This is a genomic window from Allobosea sp. GW822-FHT05A11 (genome assembly GCF_058800455.1).
On sequence record NZ_JBXAMI010000001.1, the window covers coordinates 589868 to 613967 of the forward strand.

18 protein-coding genes are annotated in these 24100 nt (G+C 67.4%); 6 read left to right on the forward strand and 12 right to left on the reverse strand.

Features of this window, described 5'->3' with window-relative positions; all coding sequences use genetic code 11:
* From AC1RLU_RS02900 to AC1RLU_RS02925, 6 genes are read right to left on the reverse strand one after another with little or no spacing between them, the layout of a single operon-like run.
* Entirely contained in the window at positions 1–780 is a 780-nt protein-coding gene (locus AC1RLU_RS02900; RefSeq protein WP_492793743.1) for an enoyl-CoA hydratase-related protein, read from the reverse strand.
* Positions 781–1560 carry an enoyl-CoA hydratase/isomerase family protein gene (locus AC1RLU_RS02905; RefSeq protein ID WP_492793745.1) on the reverse strand — a complete coding sequence of 260 codons (780 nt, stop codon included), beginning with the start codon at positions 1558–1560 and terminating at the stop codon, positions 781–783.
* 36 nt (positions 1561–1596) lie between these two features.
* Positions 1597–2472 (reverse strand): amidohydrolase family protein, encoded by an 876-nt coding sequence (locus AC1RLU_RS02910; RefSeq protein ID WP_492793746.1) that lies wholly within the window; start codon positions 2470–2472, stop codon positions 1597–1599.
* On the reverse strand, positions 2465–3079 hold the full coding sequence (locus AC1RLU_RS02915) for a carboxymuconolactone decarboxylase family protein (protein WP_492793748.1): 615 nt from the start codon (positions 3077–3079) through the stop codon (positions 2465–2467). Before AC1RLU_RS02915 ends, AC1RLU_RS02910 begins: the two co-directional genes overlap by 8 nt.
* A gap of 11 nt (positions 3080–3090) precedes the next feature.
* Entirely contained in the window at positions 3091–4296 is a 1206-nt protein-coding gene (locus tag AC1RLU_RS02920; RefSeq protein WP_492793749.1) for a CaiB/BaiF CoA transferase family protein, read from the reverse strand.
* Positions 4289–4915, reverse strand: coding sequence for a glutathione S-transferase family protein (locus AC1RLU_RS02925; protein ID WP_492793751.1), 627 nt, complete (start codon positions 4913–4915; stop codon positions 4289–4291). The genes AC1RLU_RS02920 and AC1RLU_RS02925 overlap by 8 nt, the downstream gene beginning before the upstream one ends.
* Before the next feature lie 270 nt (positions 4916–5185).
* Here AC1RLU_RS02925 and AC1RLU_RS02930 point away from each other — a divergent pair, with 270 nt between their 5' ends.
* Both AC1RLU_RS02930 and AC1RLU_RS02935 read left to right on the forward strand, forming a co-directional pair.
* A complete protein-coding gene (locus AC1RLU_RS02930; RefSeq protein ID WP_492793753.1) occupies positions 5186–6199 on the forward strand; it encodes an amino acid ABC transporter substrate-binding protein in 1014 nt (337 codons plus the stop codon).
* Between the two features lie 259 nt (positions 6200–6458).
* A complete protein-coding gene (locus AC1RLU_RS02935; protein WP_492793754.1) occupies positions 6459–8807 on the forward strand; it encodes a xanthine dehydrogenase family protein molybdopterin-binding subunit in 2349 nt (782 codons plus the stop codon).
* Between the two features lie 24 nt (positions 8808–8831).
* Here the strand turns inward: AC1RLU_RS02935 and AC1RLU_RS02940 are convergent, their stop codons facing one another.
* From AC1RLU_RS02940 to AC1RLU_RS02955, 4 genes are read right to left on the reverse strand one after another with little or no spacing between them, the layout of a single operon-like run.
* Positions 8832–11978, reverse strand: coding sequence for an efflux RND transporter permease subunit (locus AC1RLU_RS02940; protein WP_492793756.1), 3147 nt, complete (start codon positions 11976–11978; stop codon positions 8832–8834).
* The gene (locus tag AC1RLU_RS02945) at positions 11975–15139 is read right to left on the reverse strand and encodes an efflux RND transporter permease subunit (protein WP_492793758.1); all 3165 of its coding nucleotides are present in this window, start codon (positions 15137–15139) and stop codon (positions 11975–11977) included. The genes AC1RLU_RS02940 and AC1RLU_RS02945 overlap by 4 nt, the downstream gene beginning before the upstream one ends.
* 13 nt (positions 15140–15152) lie before the next feature.
* Positions 15153–16589 carry an efflux RND transporter periplasmic adaptor subunit gene (locus tag AC1RLU_RS02950; protein ID WP_492793759.1) on the reverse strand — a complete coding sequence of 479 codons (1437 nt, stop codon included), beginning with the start codon at positions 16587–16589 and terminating at the stop codon, positions 15153–15155.
* Entirely contained in the window at positions 16586–18070 is a 1485-nt protein-coding gene (locus AC1RLU_RS02955) for an efflux transporter outer membrane subunit (RefSeq protein WP_492793761.1), read from the reverse strand. Before AC1RLU_RS02955 ends, AC1RLU_RS02950 begins: the two co-directional genes overlap by 4 nt.
* A 217-nt stretch (positions 18071–18287) precedes the next feature.
* On the opposite strand from AC1RLU_RS02955, the gene AC1RLU_RS02960 reads away from it, so the two are divergent.
* A complete protein-coding gene (locus AC1RLU_RS02960; RefSeq protein ID WP_492794311.1) occupies positions 18288–18884 on the forward strand; it encodes an IMPACT family protein in 597 nt (198 codons plus the stop codon).
* A 21-nt stretch (positions 18885–18905) separates the two neighbouring features.
* Here AC1RLU_RS02960 and AC1RLU_RS02965 read toward each other — a convergent pair whose 3' ends face one another.
* Entirely contained in the window at positions 18906–19568 is a 663-nt protein-coding gene (locus AC1RLU_RS02965; protein ID WP_492793762.1) for a GNAT family N-acetyltransferase, read from the reverse strand.
* 130 nt (positions 19569–19698) lie between these two features.
* On the opposite strand from AC1RLU_RS02965, the gene pdxR reads away from it, so the two are divergent.
* The 3 genes from pdxR (at position 19699) to ku (AC1RLU_RS02980) (ending at position 23288) form a co-directional block, all read left to right on the forward strand.
* Entirely contained in the window at positions 19699–21129 is a 1431-nt protein-coding gene (gene pdxR, locus AC1RLU_RS02970; RefSeq protein WP_492793764.1) for a MocR-like pyridoxine biosynthesis transcription factor PdxR, read from the forward strand.
* 130 nt (positions 21130–21259) lie between these two features.
* Entirely contained in the window at positions 21260–22402 is a 1143-nt protein-coding gene (locus tag AC1RLU_RS02975; protein WP_492793766.1) for an MFS transporter, read from the forward strand.
* A 49-nt stretch (positions 22403–22451) separates the two neighbouring features.
* A complete protein-coding gene (ku, locus tag AC1RLU_RS02980) occupies positions 22452–23288 on the forward strand; it encodes a non-homologous end joining protein Ku (RefSeq protein WP_492793768.1) in 837 nt (278 codons plus the stop codon).
* Here the strand turns inward: ku (AC1RLU_RS02980) and ku (AC1RLU_RS02985) are convergent, their stop codons facing one another.
* Positions 23289–24074, reverse strand: a complete 786-nt coding sequence (gene ku / locus AC1RLU_RS02985; protein ID WP_492793770.1) for a non-homologous end joining protein Ku — start codon at positions 24072–24074, stop codon at positions 23289–23291.
* Between the last annotated feature and the right edge of the window lie 26 nt (positions 24075–24100).

The following is a 24100-nucleotide window of genomic DNA, read 5'->3' on the forward strand; positions in this document are numbered from 1 at the left end:
TCACCGTCCTTTGAACTCGGGCGGGCGCTTTTCCAGAAAGGCACGCATTCCCTCTTTCTGGTCCTGCGTGTCGAAAAGCTGGACGAAGGCCTTGCGCTCCAGCGCGAGCGCCGTGTCCAGGGGTACATCCTGCCCGAGCTGCACGACCTCCTTGATCGCCTGGACGGAGAGCGGCGGCATTGCGGCTACGGTCCTGGCCAGCGCCAGGGCGCGGTCGAGGGCGTTGCCATCGGGTACGATCTCCGAGAGCAGGCCGGCCTGGAAGGCTTCGGCGGCGGTCAGCGGCTCTCCCGTCAGGACGAGCTTCATGGTGCGGTACTTGCCGATGGCCCGCAGCAGGCGCTGCGTACCGCCGGCGCCGGGCATGATGCCGACGCGGATTTCCGGCTGGCCGAAACGGGCGCCTTCGCCGGCGACGATCATGTCGCAGCAGAGTGCCGTCTCGCAGCCGCCGCCCAGCGCATAGCCCTCGACGGCGGCGATCAGGATCTTCGGGCAACGCCGGAGCACCGTGAACATCCGGTCGGTCGCGAGCACCTGATGCTGGGCCGGGCTCATCGGCTCCATCTCGGCGATATCCGTGCCGGCGATGAAATAGCCGCCGGCACCGGTCAGGACGATGACGCGTACGCTCGTGTCGGCCTCTAGCGTCAGGATGGCGTCGGCGATGCGCGCCTTGATGTCGAGATTGAGCGCGTTGCGGCGCTCCGGCCGGTTCAGCGTGATGACCGCGACGCCGTCGGATGCGTGGCGGACGGCGACGGCTTCAGTCGAGTCCATCTAGCCGCCTCCGAAGACCGGCTTGCGCTTTTCGGCGAAGGCGCGCTGCGCCTCCTTGGTATCCTCCGACGAGGCTAGAGCCACGGTCTGCGACTGCTCGAAGCGATAGCCGTCGCGCAGTTCGAGGCCTTCGGTGACATTGAAGGATCGCTTGGCGGCCTGGACCGCCGAAGGGCTTTTCGAGGCGATCTCGCGCGCGATCTCCTGGGCCAATCCGAGCAGGCGCTCGGCCGGGACGCAGTCCGAGGCGACGCCCATGCGGTAGAGTTCCGAACCGCGGACCCGTCGCGCGGTGTAGACCAGCATCCTGGCATCGGATTCCCGGAAGAACCGGCGGACATGGCTGACCCCGCCGGCCAGCCCGACATCGACCTCGGTCATCGCGAAGAAGGCTTCCTCCGCCACGAGGATGATGTCGCAGCACAGGGCCAGCACGCAGCCCGCGCCGATCGCTGCGCCATTGACCGCGGCGATGACGGGCTTGGAGCATTCCATCACCGTATCGAAGGACGCGCGCACGAGGCGATTATGGCGGGGATAGGCGCCCGGTTCCTCCGCCAGGCCGGGGCGTTCCTTCAGGTCGGCCCCTGCGGAGAAGGTCTTGCCGGCGCCGGTCAGCACGATCGCGCGCACGTCGGCGCGGTCGCTGAGGCTGTCGAAGACGGCGACGATCTCCTCCCGGAACTGGCGGTTCTGCGCGTTGACCGGCGGCCGGTCGATCGTCACTGTCGCGACGAAATCGCTGACGCTGACGGTCAGGGTTTCGGGGGTGTTGGTCATTTCAAACTCCGTAACGAACGCGGCTTCGGGCCAGCATCAGAACCCGTAGAGCTTGCGGGGATTGTCGACGAGGATCTGCTGGCGAAGCCCGGCATCCGGAACCCATTCGGCGAACAGGTCGAGCAGATGCCCGACATCGGGAGCCCGCTCGGCCAGGCGAAGATGCGGCCAGTCCGAGCCCCAGATCACCCGCGCGGAATTGGCCTCGATCAGCGCATCATGGAACGGCCGGGCATCGGCATAATCCGGGAACTCCTGGGAGACGCGGCACAGGACGAGCTTGATCCAAAGCCAGCCTTCGCGAAGCGCGTCGAGGATCATCCTGAACGACGGATCGCCCAGCCCGCGCGCGATCTGCAGGCCCGCCATATGGTCCAGCACGATCGGGAGGCCGCTGGCGCGGTAGAGCGGCAGGTTCTCGACATGCCGGTCGATCCCGGCCCAGATCTCGGCATGCCAGCCCCTCTCGCGCATGCCGGGAGCCAAGGCGGCGAGAGCCTCGGTACCGACCGATCCGGGGAAGGGGCCCGTTCCGCCGGGCACCGTCATGTCGTTGAAACGCAAGCCCCGGATGCCCGCCGCATGCCAGGCATCGAGATCGGCCTGCGGCACCCGCCCGCTCGCGGCGCCGATGCCGCGCAGGCGCCCGCCACCTTGCGAGAGGGCGTCGAGGATCGGCGAAGGGTCTTCGCCATAGGCGCCGGGCTGGACGAGCACGCCATGGGCGAGGCCGACGCGCTCCAGCATGTCGCGATGCGCCGCCGCTGGTGCCAAGGGCGCCGCGTAATGCATCCGGTGCGACACGGGAAAGCGCTCATAGGGGCCGAAGACATGCGCGTGGCAGTCGCAGGCTCCGGCCGGCAGCGTCCAGCCGGGAGGGCGGTGCGATCTCGGGAGGACGGTCTCAGTCACGGCTGATGTCCTCGGCCACCCGCAGGGAGGCGGGCAAGCGTGTCGGCCCCTCCTGCAGCTTGGGCAGGGGCGGAGCCGCTCCGTCCGGCAGCGGGATTCCATGCGCGTTCAGCGTCATCGACACCATCGTGTAGTAACCGATCACGCCGGTGAGCTCGACCGCGCCGCGCGCTCCCCACCGCGCGACGATCGCGGCATGCACGTCGTCGGGAACAGTGCCGGTCTGCACGAGCAGGCGGGCATATTCATAGACCTCCCGCTCCTCGTCCGCGACGAAGATCGGCGCCTGGCCCTGCCGGATGGCCTCGATGCGGGCGGGGGCGAGGCCAGCGACCTTCGCCGCCTCGGCGTGGATGTAGAATTCCAGCTGGCTGTTCCAGTGGCGGCCGGCGACGATGATGGCGAGCTCGTTGAGCTTCGGCGGCAGCAGCGTGGAATAGCGCAGGAACTCGCCGAGACGGGACCAGCGCGTGGCAAGTTCCGGACTGTGGATGACGGCGCGCAATGGCCCGACCAGCCGCCCGCGCGGCCCGGAGACGACCTCGTCATAGACCTTGCGCTGATCGGGCGTCAGCTCGTCGACGGCCGGGAGGTGGAGGCGACCCATTCTGTCTTCCATCAAGCTTGCTCGGCCAGGCCGATGTCACGGAGGATCTCGTCGGTATGCTCGCCGAGCAAGGGCGGGGGACGGTCGAAAGCGAGTGGCTCGTTCTCGAAGCTCAGCGGGCTGACGACCTGCGGAACCGTGCCGGCGAGCGGATGCGGCAGGTGGCGCAACATGCCGCGATGCCTGACCTGCGGATCGTCGAACACCTCAGGGACCGTGTTGATCGGCGCGCATGGAACGCCGGCGGCATCGAGCGCGGCGATGAGCGCGGCGCGATCGAAGCGGCCGAAAGCGGCGCGCAGCAACGGATCGAGCAGGCCGTGATTGGTCACGCGCGCCGGATTGGTGGCGAAGCGCGCATCCTGCGCCCATTGCGGCTCGCCCAGGACCTCGCAGAGCTTGGCGAATTGCCCGTCATTGCCGACGGCCAGGACGATGAATCCGTCGGCGCAGGGGAAGACGTCCTGGGGCTGGATGTTGGGGTGGCGGTTGCCGCCACGCACGGGGGCGCGTCCCGAGACCAGCCAGTTCATCGCCTGGTTGGCGAGGAAGCCGGTCTGAACATCCAGCATGGCGAGGTCGATATTGTCGCCCTTGCCGGTTTCGTTGCGCCTGACCAAGGCCGCGAGCACGCCGACCGCCGTATACATGCCGGTCATGATGTCGACGATGGGAACGCCGACCTTCTGCGGCCCGGCGCCCGGCATGCCCTCGCGCTCGCCGGTGACGCTCATCAGGCCGCCCATGGCCTGGATCGCGAAATCATAGGCCGCCGCCGACTTGCGAGGACCGCTTTGCCCGAAGCCGGTCACCGAGGCGAAGATCAGGCGCGGATTGATCGTCTTGAGTGCCTCGTAATCGAGACCATAGCGCTTGAGCGTCCCGACCTTGTAGTTCTCGACGACGATATCGCTCGTGGCGGCCAGCCGGCGGACGATGTCCTGCCCTTTCGCGCTGGTGATGTCGACGGTGATCGAGCGCTTGCCGCGATTGACCGAGAGGTAGTAGCCGGCCTCGCTGGTCGGGTTGCCGGCCGCGTCCTTGAGATAGGGTGGCCCCCAGGCCCGGGTGTCGTCGCCGGCGCCGGGGCGTTCGACCTTGATGACGTCGGCGCCGAGATCGGCGAGAATCTGGGTCGCCCAGGGACCGGCCATGATGCGGCTGAGATCGAGGACCCGGACATGGCTGAGGGGGCCCTGGCGCTGGATATCAGCCATCGTCCTTGACCTCGGTGGCGATCGCGGAGGGGCGCTGGCGGAATTCGCCATGCCATTGCGCGAGCCGGGGATGGCTCGCCCGCCAGTCGAGATCCTCGAAGCGGAAATCGAGATAGGAGAGGCAGCAGCCGAGCGCGATTCCCGAAAGCTGCAGTGGCCCCGGGGAGGTCAGGCCGGCTTCGCTCTCGAAGCGCGCGAGGGAGGCCGACGCCTTGGCGGCGAAACTCGACAGCCACTCCGCCGTCTGCCGTTCCGCCGGCTTATTGCGCTCGTTGCGCCAGAGGATCAGCAGGTCGAGAAACCCTGTCGCGAGTTCGTGCCGGCTGAGTTCTTTCCAGCGCTCCGGCCCCGCGGCGGGGATGATGATGCCGCCGCCGGCCAGCGAATCGAGATATTCGCAGATCAGGCCGGAATCGATCAGCACCGTGCCGTCGGCCAGGACCAGCGTCGGGATCTTGCTCAGCGGATTGTCGGGCAGCAGGTCCGGATTCGGCTTCGTCATCTGGACGACCGTGCGCCGCAGCGTCAAACGATCGACGAGGCCGAGCTCATGAGCGGCCACCATCACCTTCCGCACGAAAGGCGATCGCGGCGACCAGTGAAGTGTCATATCGCCCATTGCATGCTCCCCGCCTGGACAGGCGTCGCCTTGTTAAGTCAGCTTTATGACCCATAGCGATCAGATGCCTGCCTGTCGAGCGCGGGCATGGCGTGGACCTGTGCAGTTGCTTGTGGCGAGGGAAATCGGGCAAATATCGCCCTGTTTGGCAAATTACTCCGCGCGCTGGATGGGGCTTCGGCAAAAGCTGCTCCTGCGCCCCAGTTGACGGCAGCATTCTTCGCCAATAGGCTAGTCTTATGACCTTTAAGGGATAATCGGGAGGGGACGATGAAGGCATTGCAGGTGGTTTTCGGGGCAGCCGTGATTCTGGCATCGGCTGCGGCGGCACAGGCGGGCACGCTGGAGAAGGTCAAGGAGCGCGGTGAGCTGATCTGCGGAACGAGCCCGGGCGTTCCCGGCTTCTCGCTGCCGAATGCGCAGGGGCAGTGGGGCGGGCTCGATGTCGATCTGTGCCGCGCCGTCGCGGCGACGGTCCTGGGCGATGCCAAGAAGGTCAAATACATCTCGCTCAACCCGAAGGATCGCTTCGCGGTCGTGCAGTCGGGCGAGGTCGACGTGCTCTCGCGCCAGACCACCTGGTCTCTGTCGCGCGACACGACGCTCGGCCTGTCCTTCTCGGCGATCACCTATTTCGACGGGCAAGCGCTGATGGTCAAAAAGTCGATGGGGATCAAATCGGCGAAGGACCTCGGCGGCGCGACCGTCTGCGTCCAGGGCGGCACGACGACCGAACTGAACATCGCCGACTTCTTCCAGAAGAATGGCATGAAATACGAGCCGGTGAGCTTTGCTTCGGGCGACGAGGCCATCAAGGCGTTCGAGACCGGCCGCTGCGACGTCTTCACCACCGATGCGTCGGCGCTCTATGCCTATCGCCTGAAGGTCGCCAATGGTCAGGACTTCGTGATCCTGCCCGAGCTCATCTCGAAGGAGCCGCTCGGGCCGGCGGTTCGTCGCGGCGACGAAGCCTGGGCCAATATCGTCCGCTGGACCCACTACGCGATGGTCAATGCCGAGGAACTGGGCCTCACCTCGGCCAATGTCGACGAGCAATTGAAATCGGCCAATCCGGAGATCAAGCGCTTCCTCGGGGTCGACGGCAATCTCGGCGAGGGGCTCGGGCTGACCAAGGACTGGGCCTACCGGATCGTCAAGCAGGTCGGCAATTACGGCGAGAGCTATGAGAAATATCTCGGGCCGTCATCGCCGCTGGGCATTCCGCGGGGCGCCAACAATCTCTGGTCGAAAGGCGGTCTGCAATACGCTCCGCCTGTTCGCTGACGAAGATGATCCCCGGCGATTTCGAAATCGGTAAAGGAACAGCGTCCCGCGACGATGCCTCTCGGTCGCCGCCGGGCTACGCCAGGGTCAATGGCGCTATGCCGCGAACACAGGCGCCAATGCGCTTCAGGATGCCTATGATCACCACAGTTGGGTATCGCGGCTGAATAACGCGGCGGTGCCCGCACGAGGCCGAGGCGCTCCCTGCTGATCCGCTCAGGGCGCCGCTTCGGCTTTCATTCGACTGCGGTGCCTTGCGATGAACATGCATGTTTCTCAGGCCGATCGTCCGGCGGTCAATGCGGGGATCGGCCAGTCGCTGCCGCGTAAGGAGGATGCGACCCTCGTGCGCGGCGAAGGGCGCTATACCGACGATCTGTCGCTGGAGGGCCAGCTTTATGCGGCCTTCGTCCGCAGCCCCCATGCGCATGGCATCATTCGTGGCATCGACACGGCCGACGCGAAAGCCATGAAGGGGGTCGTCGCGATCTACACCGCTGCCGACCTCGACGGCCAGGGCTATGGCGCGCTGAAATGCCAGGTCGACCTGTCGAACCGCGACGGCACAGCCATGAGGAAGCCGGTCCGGCACGCGCTGACGGGAGACAAGGTTCGCTTCGTCGGCGACCCCGTCGCCATGGTCGTCGCCCGCACGGCACTGCAGGCCCGCGATGCGGCCGAGGCCGTGTCGCTCGATATCGACATCCTGCCCGCGGTGACCTCGGCCGAGGCTGCACTGGCCCCCGATGCGCCCCAGCTCTTCGACGACGTTCCCGGCAATCTCGTCATCGACTACCATTTCGGCGATGCCGGCAAGGTCGCGGCGGCCTTTGCGGAGGCTGCGCATGTCACCAGGGTGCGGATCGTCAACAACCGCATCGTCGTGAACCCGATCGAGCCGCGCGCGGCGATCGGAACCTATGACCGCAAGGCGAAGCGCTACACGCTCCATGCCCCGAGCCAGGGCGCCTTCGGCATGCGCAACAACCTCGCCGCGGCGATGGGCGTGCCGCAGGAGCGGATGCGCCTGGTGACCGGCCATGTCGGCGGTTCCTTCGGCATGAAGTCGGCGGTGTTCCCGGAATATGTTGTGTTGCTGCATGCGGCGCGGCTCCTGAAGAAGCCGGTGAAATGGGCCGACCAGCGCTCGGAGAGCTTCGTCTCCGACCATCACGGCCGCGACATGGCGTTCGAGGCGGAGCTCGCTCTCGATGCGCGCGGACGCTTCCTCGCCACGCGCTTCACCGGCTTCGGCAATATGGGCGGCTATCTCTCGCCGCCCGGCCCGATGATGGCGACGTCGAATGTCGGCAAGAACAGCGTCGGCATGTATCGCACGCCGCTGGTCGAGGTGCAGACGCGCTGCGCGCTCACCAATACCGCGCCGATCGGGGCCTATCGCGGGGCCGGGCGCCCCGAGGGCAATTACTTCATGGAGCGGCTGATCGATAGCGCCGCCCGCGAGATGGGGATCGACGCGGCCGTCCTCCGGCAGCGCAACCTGATCGCGCCCGCGCAACTGCCGTGGAAGACCCCGATCGGGACGGTCTATGACAGCGGCGACTTCCCGGCACTCTTCGCCCGGGCGCTGGAGGCGGCCGACTGGAAGGGCTACCGGGCGCGCGAGCGCGCCAGCCGCAAGGCCGGCAAGCTGCGCGGCCGCGGCATCGGCTGCTATCTCGAGGTCACCGCTCCGCCGAGCAACGAGATGGGCGGCATCCATTTCGAGCCGGACGGCACGGTCACCATCGTCACCGGGACGCTCGATTACGGGCAGGGCCACTGGACGCCCTTCGCCCAGGTCCTGACCAGCCAGCTCGGCGTGCCCTTCGACAGGATCAGGCTCGTGCAGGGCGACAGCGATCGCCTGATCGCGGGCGGTGGCACCGGCGGCTCGAAATCGATCATGGCGAGCGGCTCGGCGATCATCGAGGCGAGCGAGCGCGTCATCGAGAAGGGCAAGCTCCTGAGCGCGCATTTCCTTGAAGCGGCTGTCGCCGATATCGAATTCACCGAGGGCCGCTTCAGCATTGCCGGAACCGATCGCTCGATCGGCATCATGGAGCTGGTGCGGAAGCTTCAGGCGGGCGCGGCGCTACCGGATGATTTGCCCAAGACGCTCGATGTCGACCACGTCTTCAAGGCGGCGCCTTCGGCCTATCCCAACGGCTGCCATATCGCCGAGGTCGAGATCGACTCGGACACCGGCCATGTCGAGATCGCCAGCTATGTCATGGTCAATGATTTCGGGGTGCTGGTGAACCCGATGATCGTCGAGGGGCAGCTCCATGGCGGCGTCGTGCAGGGCATCGGCCAGGCGATCTGCGAGATGACCTCCTATGACGAGAACGGCCAGCTCCTGACCGGGTCCTACATGGATTACGCGATGCCGCGGGCCGCCGACGTGCCCTTCTTCTCCTTCATCAGCCAGGGCGTGCCGACGCGGACCAACCCGGTCGGCGCCAAGGGCTGCGGCGAGGCTGGTTGCGCCGGCTCGCTACCTTCGGTGATGAACGCGATCGTCGATGCGCTTTCGCCTCATGGCGTGCGCCATATCGACATGCCGGCGACGCCGCAGGCGATCTGGCGGGCCATCCACGCGCGATAGCGGTCACGGCAACCGCGCCCCGGCTCAAGCCGGGCCGGGATCCCCTTGAGCCGGGGAGGGGCCGGCGGCTTCCCGCGAGGCCCGGCGGCGGCCCAGCTTGCTCATCCAGAGATAGATGATCGGCGTGGTGTAGAGCGTCAGGATCTGGCTCAGGATCAGCCCGCCGACGATGGTGATGCCGAGCGGGCGGCGCAGTTCCGCACCGGGGCCGGTCGCGATCATCAGCGGGACCGCGCCGAGCATGGCCGAAAGGGTCGTCATCAGGATCGGCCGGAAGCGTTCGAGGCAGGCCTCGAAGATCGCCTCGCGCGAGGGCATCGCGCGCTGGCGCTCGGCGGCGATGGCGAAATCGACCATCATGATGCCGTTCTTCTTGACGATGCCGATCAGCAGGATGATGCCGATGAAGGCGATGATGGTGAGGTCGGTGCCGGATATCCGCAGGGCGATCAGCGCGCCCAGGCCCGCCGAGGGCAGGGTCGAGAGGATCGTCACCGGGTGGATCAGGCTCTCGTAGAGAACCCCCAGGATGATGTAGACGGCCAGGATCGCGACCAGGATCATCATGCCCTGGCTGCCGGCCCCTTGCGCGAACGCCTTGGCATCCCCCGCGAACTCGGCCCGTAGCGAGGCCGGCATGTGCAGGCCCTCGACGGCGGCGACGACGGCGTCGCTCGCCTCCTGGATGCCGACGCCGGGCGCGAGGTCATAGGTGATCGTCACCGCCGGGAACTGGCCCTGGTGGTTGATCACGAGCGGGGCGGTACCGCGCTCGACCTTGACCAGGCTGCGCAGCGGCACCTGCCTGCCGTTGCGGCCGGGCACGTAGAGATCGAGGATGTCCTCGGGGTCGCGGCTGCGCGAGGGCGCGACTTCGAGCACGACGCGGTACTGGTTGCGCGCGCCGTAGATCGTCGAGATCTGGCGCTGGCTGAAGGCATCGGCCAGCACGTTGTCGATGGCCTGGATCGCGACGCCGAGCTGCGAGGCCTTGTTGCGGTCGATCACGACCTGCGCCTCGAGCCCGCCCTGTTCGCGGTCGGTCGAGACATCGACGAGTTCTGGCAGGGTGCGCAGCTTCTCCAGCACCTTGGGTACCCATTCCTGCAATTCGGGCAGGTCGGGGTCCCAGAGCGTGAACTGGTATTGCGAGCGGCCCTGCCGCCCGCCGGCGCGCACATCCTGCACCGGGGTCAGGAAGATGCGCAGGCCCGGGATCGAGGAGAGGCGTCCGCGCAGCCGGTTGACCACCTGCGCCGAGCTGACGCCACGTTCCTCCAGCGGCTTGAGGCTGACGAAGAAGCGCCCGGTATTCACCGAGCCGCCGCCGCCGATGAAGGAGGCGACGCCGAAGACGGCGGGGTCGGCTGCGACGATGGCGGCGCCACGCTGCTGGAGCTGCATCATCGCCGGGAAGGAGATATCGGTCGAGGCCTGGGTGAAGCCGATGACGAGGCCGGTGTCGTCCTGCGGAAAATAGCCCTTCGGCGCGCTGCGGAACATCTGCACGGTCAGCACCACCGTGGCGATCATCACGACGAGCATGAGCCAGCTATGCCGCAGCACGACCGTGAGCGTGCGGCCATAGAAGCGCGTCATTCCCGACAGCACGCGCTCGACGATGCGATCGAAGCGGCTGGGGGCATGCGGCCCGGCTTTCAGGAAATGCGCGCAGACCATCGGCGTGACGCTGAGCGAGACCATCGTCGAGACGAGGATCGCGAAGGTCAGGGTCAGCGTGAACTCGCGGAAGAAGCGGCCCGCCACCCCGTCCATGAAGAAAAGCGGGATGAAGGCCGCGATCAGGGACAGGCTGATCGAGATCACGGTGAAGCCGATCTGGCCGGCGCCGAGCAGGGCGGCCCGCAGCGGCGACATGCCCTTCGCGACATTGCGCTCGATGTTCTCGATCATGACGATGGCATCGTCGACGACGAAGCCGACCGAGATGGTCACCGCCATCAGCGAGAGATTGTCGAGCGTGAAGCCGGCCACCCACATCGCCGCGAAAGTGCCGGCGATCGAGAGCGGCACGGTGACGCCCGCCGCGACCGTCAGGGTCGTGCGTCGCAGGAACAGGAAGACGACCAGCATCACCAGGGCAATCGAGATCAGCAGCGTATGCTGGATATCCGCGATCGAGGCGCGGATCGTGACGGTGCGGTCCGACATGATCGAGAACTGGATGCCGGCGGGCACCCATTTCTGGACCTCGGGCAGGAGCGCCTTCACCCGGTCGACCGTGTCGATGACGTTGGCGTCGGCCTGCTTGGTGATGGTGATGAGGATCGCCGGCTTGCCATTGTACCAGCCGGCGGCGCGGCTGTTGCGCACGCCGCGCTCGACGGTGGCGACATCGGCGAGCCGGACCACCGTGCCCTTGGCCGAGCGCACGACGATGTTGCCGTAATCCTCGGGCTGGCGGATCTGGTTGTTGGCGGAGAGCGTCTCGCTCAATCGCCCGCCGTCGAAGGAGCCGACCGCCGAGACGGTGTTGGCGTTGACGATGGCCGTCCGGATCGTATCGAGGCTCAGGCCCATGGCGGCGAGCTGGGCTGGGTCAACGCGCACGCGGATCGCCGGCTGCTCGGCGCCGTTGACCGTGACCTCGCCGACGCCCTCGACCTGCGCGATGCGTTGGGCGATGACGGTGTCGGCGGCGTCGTACATCGCGCTCGGCGTCATCGTGTCCGAGGTCAGGGCCAGGATCAGGATCGGCGCGGCGTTGGGATTGGCCTTGCGGAATTGCGGCAGGGTCGGCAGGTCGCCCGGCAGATCGGTCGCGGCCGCGTTGAGCGCCGCCTGGACGTCGCGGGCGGCGCTGTCGGTATTCCGCGTCAGGTCGAATTGGAGCACGATCGAGGTCGAGCCGAGCGAGCTCCGGGACGTAATCTCGGTCACGCCGGGGATCGAGCCGAGCCGGCGCTCCAGGGGCGCGGCGACACTGCCGGCCATCGTCGCCGGATCGGCGCCGGGCCGGCTGGCGAAGACGCGGATCGTCGGAAAGTCGACGCTCGGCAGGCTCGCCACCGGCAGGAACATGTAGGCGACCATGCCGACGAGGAAGAGGCCGACCGCCATCAGCGTGGTGCCGACGGGGCGCAGGATGAAGGCGTCGGAGAGGCCCCGCACCGACTTCCAGCCCTTGTCCTCGTCGGGGGCGTCGCTCATTCGGCCGCCTCCGGATCGGGATAGGGCACGACGCCGTCGGGGCCGCCGCCGAGGCGCCGGCGCAGCTTTTCGAGTGCCAGATAGATCACCGGGGTGGTGTAGAGCGTCAGCAACTGGCTGAGCAGCAGGCCGCCGACGATGGTGATGCCGAGCGGCTGGCGCAATTCGCTGCCCGTGCCGGTCGCCAATGCCAGCGGCAGGGCGCCGAGCAGGGCGGCCAGCGTCGTCATCATGATCGGCCGGAAACGCAGCAGGCAGGCCTTGACGATGGCTTCCTCCGGCGAGAGGCCCTCATGCCGCTCGGCCTCGAGCGCGAAGTCGATCATCATGATCGCGTTCTTCTTGACGATGCCCATCAGCAGGATGATGCCGATCAGCGCCACGATCGAGAGTTCGCGGCCGGTCAGGATCAAGGCGAGGAGGGCGCCGACGCCGGCGGAAGGAAGCGTCGTCAGGATCGTGAAGGGGTGGACATAGCTCTCGTAGAGAATGCCGAGCACGAGATAGATCGTCACGATTGCGGCGAGGATCAGCCAGGGCTGGTTGGCGAGCGAGCGGTTGAACTCCGCCGCATCGGCGCTGAAGGAGCCCGATATCGCGCTGGGCATGCCGATCTCGCGTTCGACGGCGGCGATCATCTTGACGGCATCGCCGAGCGCCTCGCCGGGCGCCAGATCGAAGGAGACGGTCGCGGCCGGGAACTGCTCCTGATGGGCGATGGAAAGCGGCGCGGTCTCGCGGATCAATCGGGTGAAGGAGGAGAGCGGCACCTGCACGCTGTTCTGCGTCACCGTCGAGCTGCCGGCGGAATTGGTCTGGCCCTGGGTATTGGTGTTGCCGGTGACGTAGAGCTTCGTGAGCGCAGAGGGGTCGCGCAGATATTGCGGCGCCGCCTCCAGGATCACACGATACTGGTTCGACTGCTCGTAGATCGTGGCGATCTGGCGCTGGCCGAAGGCGTCGTAGAGCGTGTCGTTGACGGCCTGGATCGAGATGCCGAGCCGCCCGGCCTTGGCCCGGTCGATCTCGACGCGGGCGCGAAGCCCGCCATCCTGCGCCTCGTTGGCGACGTTGCGCACGATCGCTTCCCGCCGCAGCGCCTCCGAGAGCTTGCGGGCCCATTCCATCACCTGCAACTGGTCGGCGCCGGTCAGGGTGTACTGGTATTGCGAGCGGCTGGCGCGGGTCGTGATCTGGATGTCCTGGACCGGCTGGACATAGGCCACGACGCCGGGGATCGCGGCGGCCAGCGCACGCAGCCGCTCGGCGATCACGACCGCGTCGTCATGCCGCTCGTCCTTGGGGCGCAGCGTCACCGTCATGCGGGCCGTGTTGAGCGTGGTGTTGGCCTGGCCGATGCCGAGAACCGCGACGACGCCGGTGACATCGCCGTCCTGCTCGAAGGCCCGCGACACCTGTTCCTGCAAACGCTTCATCTCGTTGAAGGAGACGTCCGGCGAGGATTCCATGACGACATTGAGCAGGCCGGTATCCTGGCTCGGCAGGAAGCCCTTGGGGATGACGACATACATCCACACTGTCAGCACCAGCGTCACCAGGGTCGCGAGCAGTACGAGCCCGCGCAGCTTCAGCGCCCAGCCGAGCGTCACCTCGTAGAGCCGCGCCATCGCCGAGACCGGCCATTCCGCCAGCCGCATCAGCGGGTTCTCGCGCTTGCCATCTTTATGGCGGAGCAGCCGCGCGCACATCATCGGCGTCAGCGTCAGCGAGACGATCGCCGAGACCACGACCGCGATGGTGAGCGTCAGGGCGAACTCGCGGAACATGCGGCCGACGAGCCCTGTCATGAACAGCAGCGGGATGAAGACCGCGACCAGCGAGACCGTCAGCGAGATCACGGTGAAGCCGATCTCGCGGGCGCCGTCATAGGCCGCCCGGAGCGGTTTCTTACCCTGCTCCATGTTGCGCACGATGTTTTCGATCATCACGATCGCATCGTCGACGACGAAGCCGGTGCCGATGGTCAGGGCCATCAGCGAGAGATTGTCGAGGCTGAAGCCGCAAAGCCACATCACCGCGAAGGTCGCGATCAGCGAGAGCGGCAGCGCCACGCCGGCGATGATCGTGGCTCGCACCGTGCGCAGGAAGAGCAGCACGACGAGCACGACGAGCGCGCAGGCCAGCACCAGCGTGAACTGCACGTCGGCGATCGAGGCGCGGATCGTCTCGGTGCGGTCGCTGACCACCTGCAGTTCGACGCCGGCCGGCATACCGCTCTTGAGGCGCGGAATCTCCTCCTTCACCCTGGCGACCGTGGTGACGATGTTGGCGCCCGGCTGGCGCATCACGTCGAGGACGACCGCCGTCTTGCCCTTGTACCAGGCGCCGACGCGGCTGTTCTCCAGGTCTTCCAGCACCACCGCGACGTCGCGCAGGAAGACCGGCGCGCCGCTGCGATAGGCGACGACGATGTCGCGATAGGCGCTCGCGCTGCCGATCTGGTCGTTGGCGCTGATCGTATAGGCTTGGTGATTGCCGTCGAGCGCGCCCTTGGCGCTGGAGACATTGGCGGCGACGGTTGCCGTGCGCAGGTCCTCCATGCCGAGCCCGTAGGCGGCGAGCCGCGCGAGATCGGCCTGGATGCGGATCGCCGGCCTGACGCCGCCTTCGAGCGAGACATGGCCGACGCCGGAGACCTCGGACAGGCGCGGCGAGAGCAGCGTGTCGGCGAGGTCGCTGAGCTCGCGCAGCGAGACCGTGTCCGAGGTCAGCGCCAACACCATGATCGGCGCATCGGCCGGGTTGATCTTCGCGTAGGTCGGCGGATAGGGCAGGGTGCGCGGCAGCGTCGAGCCCGCCGCATTGATCGCCGATTGCACGTCCTGCGCGGCCGCATCGATGTCGCGGTCGAGGTCGAATTGCAGGGTGACCTGGCTGAGCCCGAAGGAGCTCTGCGAATACATCGTCGAGAGCGCGGGGATCTGGCCGAACTGCCGCTCCAGCGGCGCCGTCACCAACGAGGCGATCGTCTCGGGGTTCGCGCCCGGCAATTGCGTGGTGATCTGGATGGTCGGGAAATCGACCTGTGGCAGCGCCGCGACCGGCAGGCGCAGATAGCCGAGGATGCCGCAGAGCAGCACCGCGATGCCGAGCAGCGAGGTTGCGATGGGCCGGCTGATGAAAGGCGCGGACACGCTCATCGCGGCTGCCCCGTCATGGCTGCGCTTGCGGTCTTTGTGCACCCGATCCGCCGGCAGGGGAACCCTGCCCGCCGGGCGGCGCGCCTTCCGAGGGGGCTGCACCGTTGCGCCGCTGCCGGTTCTGGCGTGTGCCGTCGGTTCCGGCGGGTGCTTCCGGCGCCGGGGCGGCCGAGCCGGCTCCGGAGGCATCGCCGCCGCCCTGCTGGTCGCGCCGCCGCCCCTGGCCCTGGCCGGGCTCGCGCGTGCCGCGGCGGCCGGGCGCGGTGGCCGGCGGCTGGGCTGCCTCCTCCGGCGTTGAGACGCGCACCTTCGCCTTGTCGGTCAGGCGGGCGAAGCCGGTGGTGACGAGCTTGACCGGCGGCTCGACGCCGGCGGCGATCACGGCGGTCGTCTCGGTCTGCTGGCCGACGGTGACCGCGACCTGCCGCACCGTCTCGTCCTCATCGACGGCGAAGACGTAGGCACCGTTCGGCCCGCGCTGGATCGCGGCGGTCGGGGCGACCACGACATTCTTCAGTACGTCGACGAAGACCCGGACATTGACGAACTGGCCCGGCCAGAGCTGGAGCCGCTCGTTCGGGAATCGCGCCTTGACCTTGATCGTGCCGGTGGTCTGGTCGACGACGTTGTCGATGACCTCGACGACGCCCTTGTCGATGATCGTCGTGCCGTCGGAATCGAGCGCATCGACCTCGACCGGTCCGCGCGCCACGGCTGCGCTCACCGCCCGCAATTGCTGCTGCGGCAGGTTGAAGATCATGGCGATCGGCCTGAGCTGGGTGATGACCACGAGGCCGTTCGTATCGGAGGCGCGCACGATATTGCCCTGGTCGACCTGCCGGATGCCGAGGCGCCCGTCGATCGGGGCGCGGACCGTGGTGTAGTCGAGGATGGCCTTGGCGTTGTCGATCGCGCCCTGGTCGGCGCGGACCTGCGCTTCGAGCTGTGCCACCGTGGCGCGCTGGGTGTCGGCCTGCTGGCGCGAGCCGTAATCGGTCTGGGCGAGCTTGGCATAGCGCTCGAGATCGGCGCGGGCATTGGCGAGCTGCGCCTCGTCCTGCGCCTTCTTGGCCATGGCCTGGTCGTATTGCGCCTGGTAGGTCGCCGGATCGACCTTGGCGAGGATATCGCCCTTCTTGACGTCCTGGCCGTCCTTGAAGGCGATTTCGAGCAGCCTTCCGTCGACCTGCGTGCGCACCGTCACGGTGTTCAGTGCCTGGATCGTGCCGACGGCATCGGCCGTGACAGGCACGTCGCCGCGGCGTGCCGCGGTCGCGATCACCGGGATCGGCCCCTCGCCGCCGCCGAAGCGGGCGCGCCGGCCGCCGCGCCCGGCGCCTTGCTGGCCGGTCGAGACGCCGTCTCCGCTCTGGGGCATCCAGCCGCCATTATAGCTATGCCAGCCCCAGGCGGCGGCGATCAGCACGAGAAGGACGAGAAGACGCTTCATTCCGCCGCCTCTGTCGCTGTGATGGCGGCGCGGCGATCAGCCTCGGACCAGCCGCCGCCCAGCGCCTTGAACAGGTCGACATACGCAGTGAGTTTGCGCAGCTTGATCTGCGAGAGCTGATCCTGCGCCTGGAACAGGGTCTGCTGGGTGTTCAGGAGCGTCACGATGTCGATAGTGCCCTCGCGGAGCCGCTGCTCGGTGATGGAATAGGCGCGCCGCGCGGAAGCGACGACTTCCGCCTGCAGGCGTTCATGGCGGGTGTTTTCCTGGATCGCGATCAGCGCATTCTCGACATCGGCAAAGGCGCTGACGATGGTCTTGCGATAGGTCGCGATCAATTCGTCGGCCGTACCGCGTTCGAGTTCGACCCTGGCGCGCAGGTTGCCGCCGTCGAGGATCGGCTGGACGAGGCCGGCCGCTGCCGAGGCGAAGGCGGCATCGGGCCGCAGCAGGTTCTTCAGCAAGGCGCTTTCGAGCCCGCCCTGGCCGGTCAGGCTGATGCTCGGATAGAGCGCCGCGCGGGCGGCATAGAGCGTCGCCTCCTGCGAGGTCAGCCTGGCTTCGGCCTCGGCGATGTCGGGCCGGCGCTGCAGCAATTGCGAGGGCAGGCCGGCGCGCACGCTCGGCACGGCGATCGCATTGAGGCTGCCGCCCTTGATCGTGATGGCGGCCGGCGTCTCGCCGACGAGGACGGCGAGCGTGACCTTGGCCTGGCGCTGCGCGAGTTCGAGGGCCGGCACGGAGGCCTTCTGCTGCGCCACGACGCTTTCCTGCTGCGCGATGTCGAGCTGGGTCGCGGTGCCCACCGAGAGCCTCGCCTGGATGACCTTGAGCGTCCGTTCGGCGACGGCGATATTCTCGCGGGCGATGCGCAGGCGGTCCTGCGCCTCCAGAACCTGGAAATAGGTCTTGGTCACGCTGGAGACGGCGGTCAGCGCCACCACATCACGGTCGAAGCGCGTCGCCTCGGCCGCGAAACGTCCGGCATCGGCGCTCGCGCGGTTCTTGCCCCAGAAGTCGAGCTCGTAGCTCGCCGAGAGGCCGAGACTGAACTGGTTGCCGACGCTATCGCTGAACGGTCCGCGCTTCGAGCCCAGCGTGCCGGGCCGCAGGCTGCGCGAAGCATCGCTCGAACCGCTCAGCGTCGGGTAGAGCGCTGCCGCCGAGACCCGCGACTGCGCGTCGGCCTGCCGGATCCGCGTCATGGCGATGGCGATGTCGAAATTGGCGCCGGCCGTCCGCTCGATCAGCCGGTCGAGTTCGCGCGAGCGGAACAGGCGCGGCCAGTCCGGCGAGATGGCAGGCGATGCGCGCCGCTCGCCGGCGGCATAGTTGCGCGTAACGGTGACGCCGAGATCGGGACGCTGGTCGGCCGGCAGGCAGGCACCGAGGCAAAGAGCGATGGCTGCCGCGGAAGAAAGACGGAAAAGCGAATGTCCGACCGCGTGTCCCGCAAGATCACGCCTATAGTCCGGCACCATTCCGCTCTTCTCCAGCCTCGATTCGAAAGAACGCGGAACACGGCGCGACAGAGCCGCTTCTAGAGCTAACGACGCGAGAGAGAAAGTGAATTTCTCTTCATGTTTGCCACCGGGGCGCCGTTGCCGGTTCGCCGGCATGGGGTCTACGCCGCACGGCGCTTGCAGCCATGACGGGCGGGTCGTGGTTCGCCCGGCCTGCACCGTGCTACACGGGCGCATGGTCGCGCGCTTCACCCTCGTCGAACTCAGCACTGCCCGGCAGGAGATCAAGAAGAGCCGCTTCATCGCGGTGGCCGGCCCGGTTGCGGACGAGGCGGCGGCCAGGGACTTCATCGCCGCACGATCGGACCCGGCGGCCAGTCACAATTGCTGGGCGTGGCGGTTCGGGCAGAGCTACCGGTTCAACGATGACGAAGAGCCGAGCGGCACCGCAGGCAAGCCGATCCTCGCCGCCATCGACGGACAAGGGCTCGACGGCGTCGCCGTAGTCGTCACCCGCTGGTTCGGCGGTGTCCTGCTGGGCAGCGGCGGGTTGATGCGCGCCTATGGCGGGACGGCTGCCCAATGCCTGCGCGAGGCGGCGAAGGTGGCGCTCATCGAGACCGTCCCGGCGACGATCGCATGCGGCTTCGGCGACCTGACCCTGGTCCAGGCGCGGCTCGGCGCCGTGCCGGGCGTGCAGCTGCGGGATCAGGCTTTCACGGATACCGGCGCGGTCCTGGCGGTATCGGCTCCAAAGGCCGAGATCGATGGCGTGACCCGGCTGGTGATGGATCTCACCAGCGGGCGCGCCGTGATCAGATGGGACGAATAGTGGGGTAGCCGCAACGCGGTCTCAACCGAAGGTGAGCCTGGCGCGCTGCTGACCGTCCGCGTCGAAGTTCTCGGGTGCGAGCCAGGCTTCGTAGCCCGCCCGGAGGCGCGGCCAGTCGGCGTCGACCATCGCGAACCACGCCGTGTCGCGATTTTGGCCCTTCTGCACCATATGCTGCCGGAAGACGCCCTCCGGCGTGAAGCCGAAGCGCTGCGCCGCGCGCTTCGAGGGCGCGTTGTGGTCGTTGCACTTCCATTCGAACCGGCGATAGCCCAGCGTATCGAAAGCGTAGCGCGCGAAGAGATAGAGCGCCTCCGTCGCGACGCGGCTGCGGGCGATCGCGGGGCCCCACAGGATATTGCCGATCTCGATGACGCCGTGCACGGCATCGATCCGCATCAATGCCTGCCGGCCCTCCGCCCGTCCGGAGTTCCTGTCGACGACCGCGAAGAAGAGCGGATCGGCCGAGGCCGAGGCCTTTTCGAGCCAGGCGCTGAGCGCCGTCATGTCGGCGGGCGCATCCTCGAACAGGTAACGGAAGCGATCATCCGCTCCGGGTTCGCGGGCTGAGGCGAGCAGGTCGTTCCCGTGTCTGGCGGGATCGAGCGGCTCGAGCCGGGCATAGCGCCCTTCCAGCACAATCCTCTCGGGGCGCGGGACGCCCTTCCAATCCGACAGATCCATGGCGATGCCCTGATTTCATGCGTGGTTGCCTCTGCCGCCGAAGCTGCAGCAGCGCATCACTGGCGGATTTTGTGGTGTGATGTATACTGCCACTTCTTTCAATCTGACCAAACCACTTTGCGATGTGACGATGCCGGCAAAGGCCTTCGCCTGGCGGCCGCTGGACAGGGCGGCCGGCGATCTCGAAGGGCAGCTCTATCGCGGGTTTCGGGATCGCATCCTCGACGGGACGCTGCCGGCCGGGGACCGTCTGCCGTCCTCGCGCGATCTGGCCGCGGCGCTCGGCGTCGCCCGCTCGACCGTGGTCCAGGCCTATGAGCGCCTGAAGGCCGATGGCTATCTCCTGGCGCAGGCAGGCTCGGCCACGCGCGTCGCCGCGATCGGGGCGGGGCCGCCCCCGCTCCTCCTCAAGCCGGCCGCAGGCCTTTCCGAGCCGGTTCGTCAGCCTGCGCCCTCCAGGCTTTTCGAACCCGGCGTGCCCGACCTCGCGGATTTCCCGCATGCAGGCTGGGCGCGCTATCTCGGTGCGCGCGCCCGTTCCCTGCGCATTCACGACCTCGGATATGGCGAGGCGGACGGCCTTCCGGAGCTGCGGGAGGCGATCCTCGAGCATGTCGCCAAGACGCGAGGTGTTCTTGCCCGGTCGGAGCAGGTCATGATCGTGCCCTCGACCCGGGCCGCCATCAACCTGCTGATCCGTGTGCTGATGCGGCCGGGCGATCCGACCGGCGGCGTGGCCTGGATGGAGGAGCCGGGTTATCCCACGGCACAGGCACTCCTGCGCGAGGCCGGGGCCAGGATCGTTCCCGTGCCTTGCGACGAGGCCGGGATCGACGTCGCAAAGGCTGCCGGGCCGCCGCCGCGCCTGATCTACGTGACGCCCTCGCATCAATACCCGACGGGTGTGACGATGAGCCTGCAACGGCGGCTCGCCTTGCTGGACGCCGCGCAGGCGCATGGTGCCGTCGTGATCGAGGATGATTACGACAGCGAGTTCCAGTACGGCTCGCGGCCGATCGCGGCGCTGCAAGGCATCGATCGCAACGGCCTCGTCGCCTATCTCGGCACCTTCTCCAAGATCTTCGCGCCGGGGGTACGCGTCGCCTATGCGATCGTCCCGGTGCGGTTGCTGGAGGCGTTCTCAGTCGCCCTGCAACTGCAAGGCGCCGTCGTGCCGATCCACATCCAGGCGGCCCTGGCCGATTTCATGCGGGACGGTCGCCTGCGCGGCTATATCCGCAAGATGAAAGCCCTCTACGCCGCACGCATGGCCGCGAGCGTCGCAGCGCTCGAGCAGCATTGCGGGAATGCCTTGCAGATCGGCGCCGGAGCCGGCGGGCTTCAATTGGCGACATGGTTCCGCGATCCGCATGTCGACGACCGGGCCGTTGCCGAAAGCTTGAAGGCGAATGGCTTTGCGATGCAGCCGATGGCGCGCTTCCATCTGGGGCGGGCGAGGCCGGGCCTGGTTTTCGGCATAGCGCGCGTCGCCCCGGCAACCGTGCAGACCCATGTCGCCGCGCTGGCCGGCATCCTGCGGCGATCCCGGCGCTCGGTGTGAGCGGCCGATTGACAGTGTTGCATGGATTGCTAATCAGGCTCCCGAGGTAACGTCCTCGATCCCGTGACGGGATTTGAATGTCCGGGAACGGCCCGGCCCTCTTCTCCGGGGCCGGCCCATGACGCATTCCATGACCAGAACATCGAGCGCCGCGCCGCTGGTTCGGTGGTTCATCTCCTCCGCGACGCTGACCGTTCCCCAGGCGGCCGGCCCTGTCGCCTTCGCGCTGGTCGCCCTTGCTCTCACGGGCGACACCAGCGGCGGGGCGGGGATGATCCTGGCAATGACGCTGGCCCAGGTCGCCGGCGCGATCCCGATCACCCGGGCGGGGCGGGGCCTGCCGCCGACGACCTTCCTGCGCCTGCTGGTGATCTTTCGCACGGTGGCCCTCGCTGCCGTCGCCCTGCTGGCGCATTACGCGGCGCCCTTCATCTGGCTGGTGGCGTTCTCGGCGCTCGCGGGGGCCGTGAACGGCGCCGCCTTCGGATATCTGCGGACGGTTCTCAACCAGCTCGCACCACCGGCGAAGCTGCCGAGAGCGCTCGGCATCGCGGCCACGCTCAACGAGGTGACGTTCGTCCTGGCTCCCGTCGCGGCGTCCGGGCTGGGCACCCTGTCGCCCGTGTTCGCCGTTCTGGTCATCGCCGCCCTCAGCGCGATTCCGGCCCTGCTCGTTCCGACCGTCGGGTCGATCGCGACGGAGGAGATGCATCAGGCCGATGCCTCGATCATCAGCCCGGCGATCCTGCTCTGGCTGATCTGCGCGGCGGCGGGCAGCTCGACCGTGGCGGCCCTGGAGATCGGCGCGGTCGCGCTGGCGCTGCATTTCGGCTACGCGCCCGCCCTGGCGATCCTTTTCACCGTGCCGCTCTGTATCGCCTCGGTGCTCGGCGGCGTCTGGGTCAGCGTCCGCAACCGCATGGGGAGCCGGCGCGCCGTCCTGATCCAGCTGATGATCATGACGGCCGGTGCCATCCTCGCCGCATTGCAGATATCGATGACGGTCACGGTCCTCGGCGCGGTGCTGATCGGCGGGGTCCTGGCCCCGCTCGGCACCTATTATTCGCTTGTCCTCGATTCCCTCGCGCCTCCCAGGAAGCGGCCCGAGGTCTTCGCTCTGCTGCGGACCGCGAATGCCATCGGGATCATCATCGCCAGCGCGGTCATGACGGCCGTCTCGCTGTCGACGGCCCTGATCGTGGTGAGCTGCCTGATGGTCACGGTCGTACTCGTCGTCGCCGCCTCCTCGCCACGGAACCGGGACGCGCGATAGCCGTTGATCTCGGACGTCCCGCATGCGCGCAATCCCCGGGGGAATATTCATGGCGCCGCGAGCAATCTGGAAGGGCATCCTCAAGGTCGCCGAAGTCACGTGCCCGGTGGCGCTCCACACCGCCGCGTCGACCAGCGAGCGCATCTCCTTCCACACGCTGAATCGCAAGACCGGCCATCGCGTCCATCGCCAGTTCATCGACGCTGTCACGGGCAAGCCGGTCGAGAAGGAAGACCAGGTCAAGGGATATGATCGCGGCGACGGCGACTACATCATGCTGGAGCCGGAGGAGATCGCCGAGGCTATTCCTGAAAGCGACAAGACACTCGACGTCGCGACCTTCCTGCCTTGCGACGAGATCGACGACCTGTTCTTCGACCGGCCTTATTACGTGACGCCGAGCACGCCCGTCGCGACCGAGGCCTTCGCTCTGATCCGCGAGGTCATGGCGAGCCGCGAGACTGCCGCCCTGGCGCGCACCGTGATCTTCCGGCGGATGCGCTCGATCCTGATCCGGCCGCACGATGCCGGGATGATCGCGACGACCCTCAATTTCGACTACGAGGTGCGTCCCGTGGAGAGCGCCTTCGACGACATCCCGAAGCTGAAGATCGAGGGCGAGATGCTGGAGCTCGCCGAGCACATCATTCGGACCAAGGCCGGCCGCTTCGACCCCAAGGCCTTCGAGGATCGCTACGAGACTGCACTGGCCGAACTGGTCAAGGCGAAGATCGAAGGCCGCAAGATCAAACCGGTGAAGCGGAGCGAGCCCGCCAAGGTCGTCAATCTGCTCGACGCTCTCAGGCAGAGCGCCAAGCCTGGCAAAAGCGGCAAATCGGCCGACAAGCCGGCGGCCAAGGCCGAGCCGCGGCGCAAGGCGGGCTGATCACTTCCGGGGTTCGAGGCTGCGCTTGAGCGCATCCATGATACTGATGACATTGCCTTCGCTGGCGGCCGGCGCGGCCTTTCGGGCCGGTTTGCGGCCCTTCTGCTTGGCCTTGATGATATCCAGCAATTCGTCCTGGACGGGGTCCTGTACGAGCTCCGGCGACCAGTCCTTCGTGCGCGAGACGATCAGCTTCTCCATGAGCGCGCGCATATCGGGCTCCGGCTTGGCTTTCCCTATGTCGGTGAAATAATCCGTCTCGTCACGGACCTCGTCGCCATAACGCAGCGTCCAAAGCACGATGCCCCTGTCGCGCGGCTCCAGCAGCACGGCACGTTCGCGCCGGTAAAGCACGACGCGGGATATGCCGACGGTCCTGGTCGCTTTCATCGCCTCGCGGATCACGGAAAAGGCTTCGTCGCCGATCTTGCCGTCCGGCACGAGGTAATGCGGCGTGTCGTACCAGATCCAGCCGACGGAGGAGCGCGGCGCGAAGAGTTCGATATCGATGGTCCGCGTGCTGTCCAGCGCCACGGCGTCGAGCTCGTCGTCATCCAGCATGACGTAGTCGTCGTCGCCCTTGGGATAGCCCTTGACCTCGTCGTCATCGCTGACCGGCTTGCCGGTGACCGCATCGACGAAGCGGCTCTGGATGCGATGTCCCGTCTTGCGGTTCAGCGTGTGAAAACGGACTTTCTCGCTCTCGGAGCGTGCCGGCATCATTGCCACCGGGCAGGTCACGAGCGAGAGCTTGAGATAGCCTTTCCAGAATGTCCGTTGCGCCATGGAAGCCTCTCCGATCGGATGCGAAA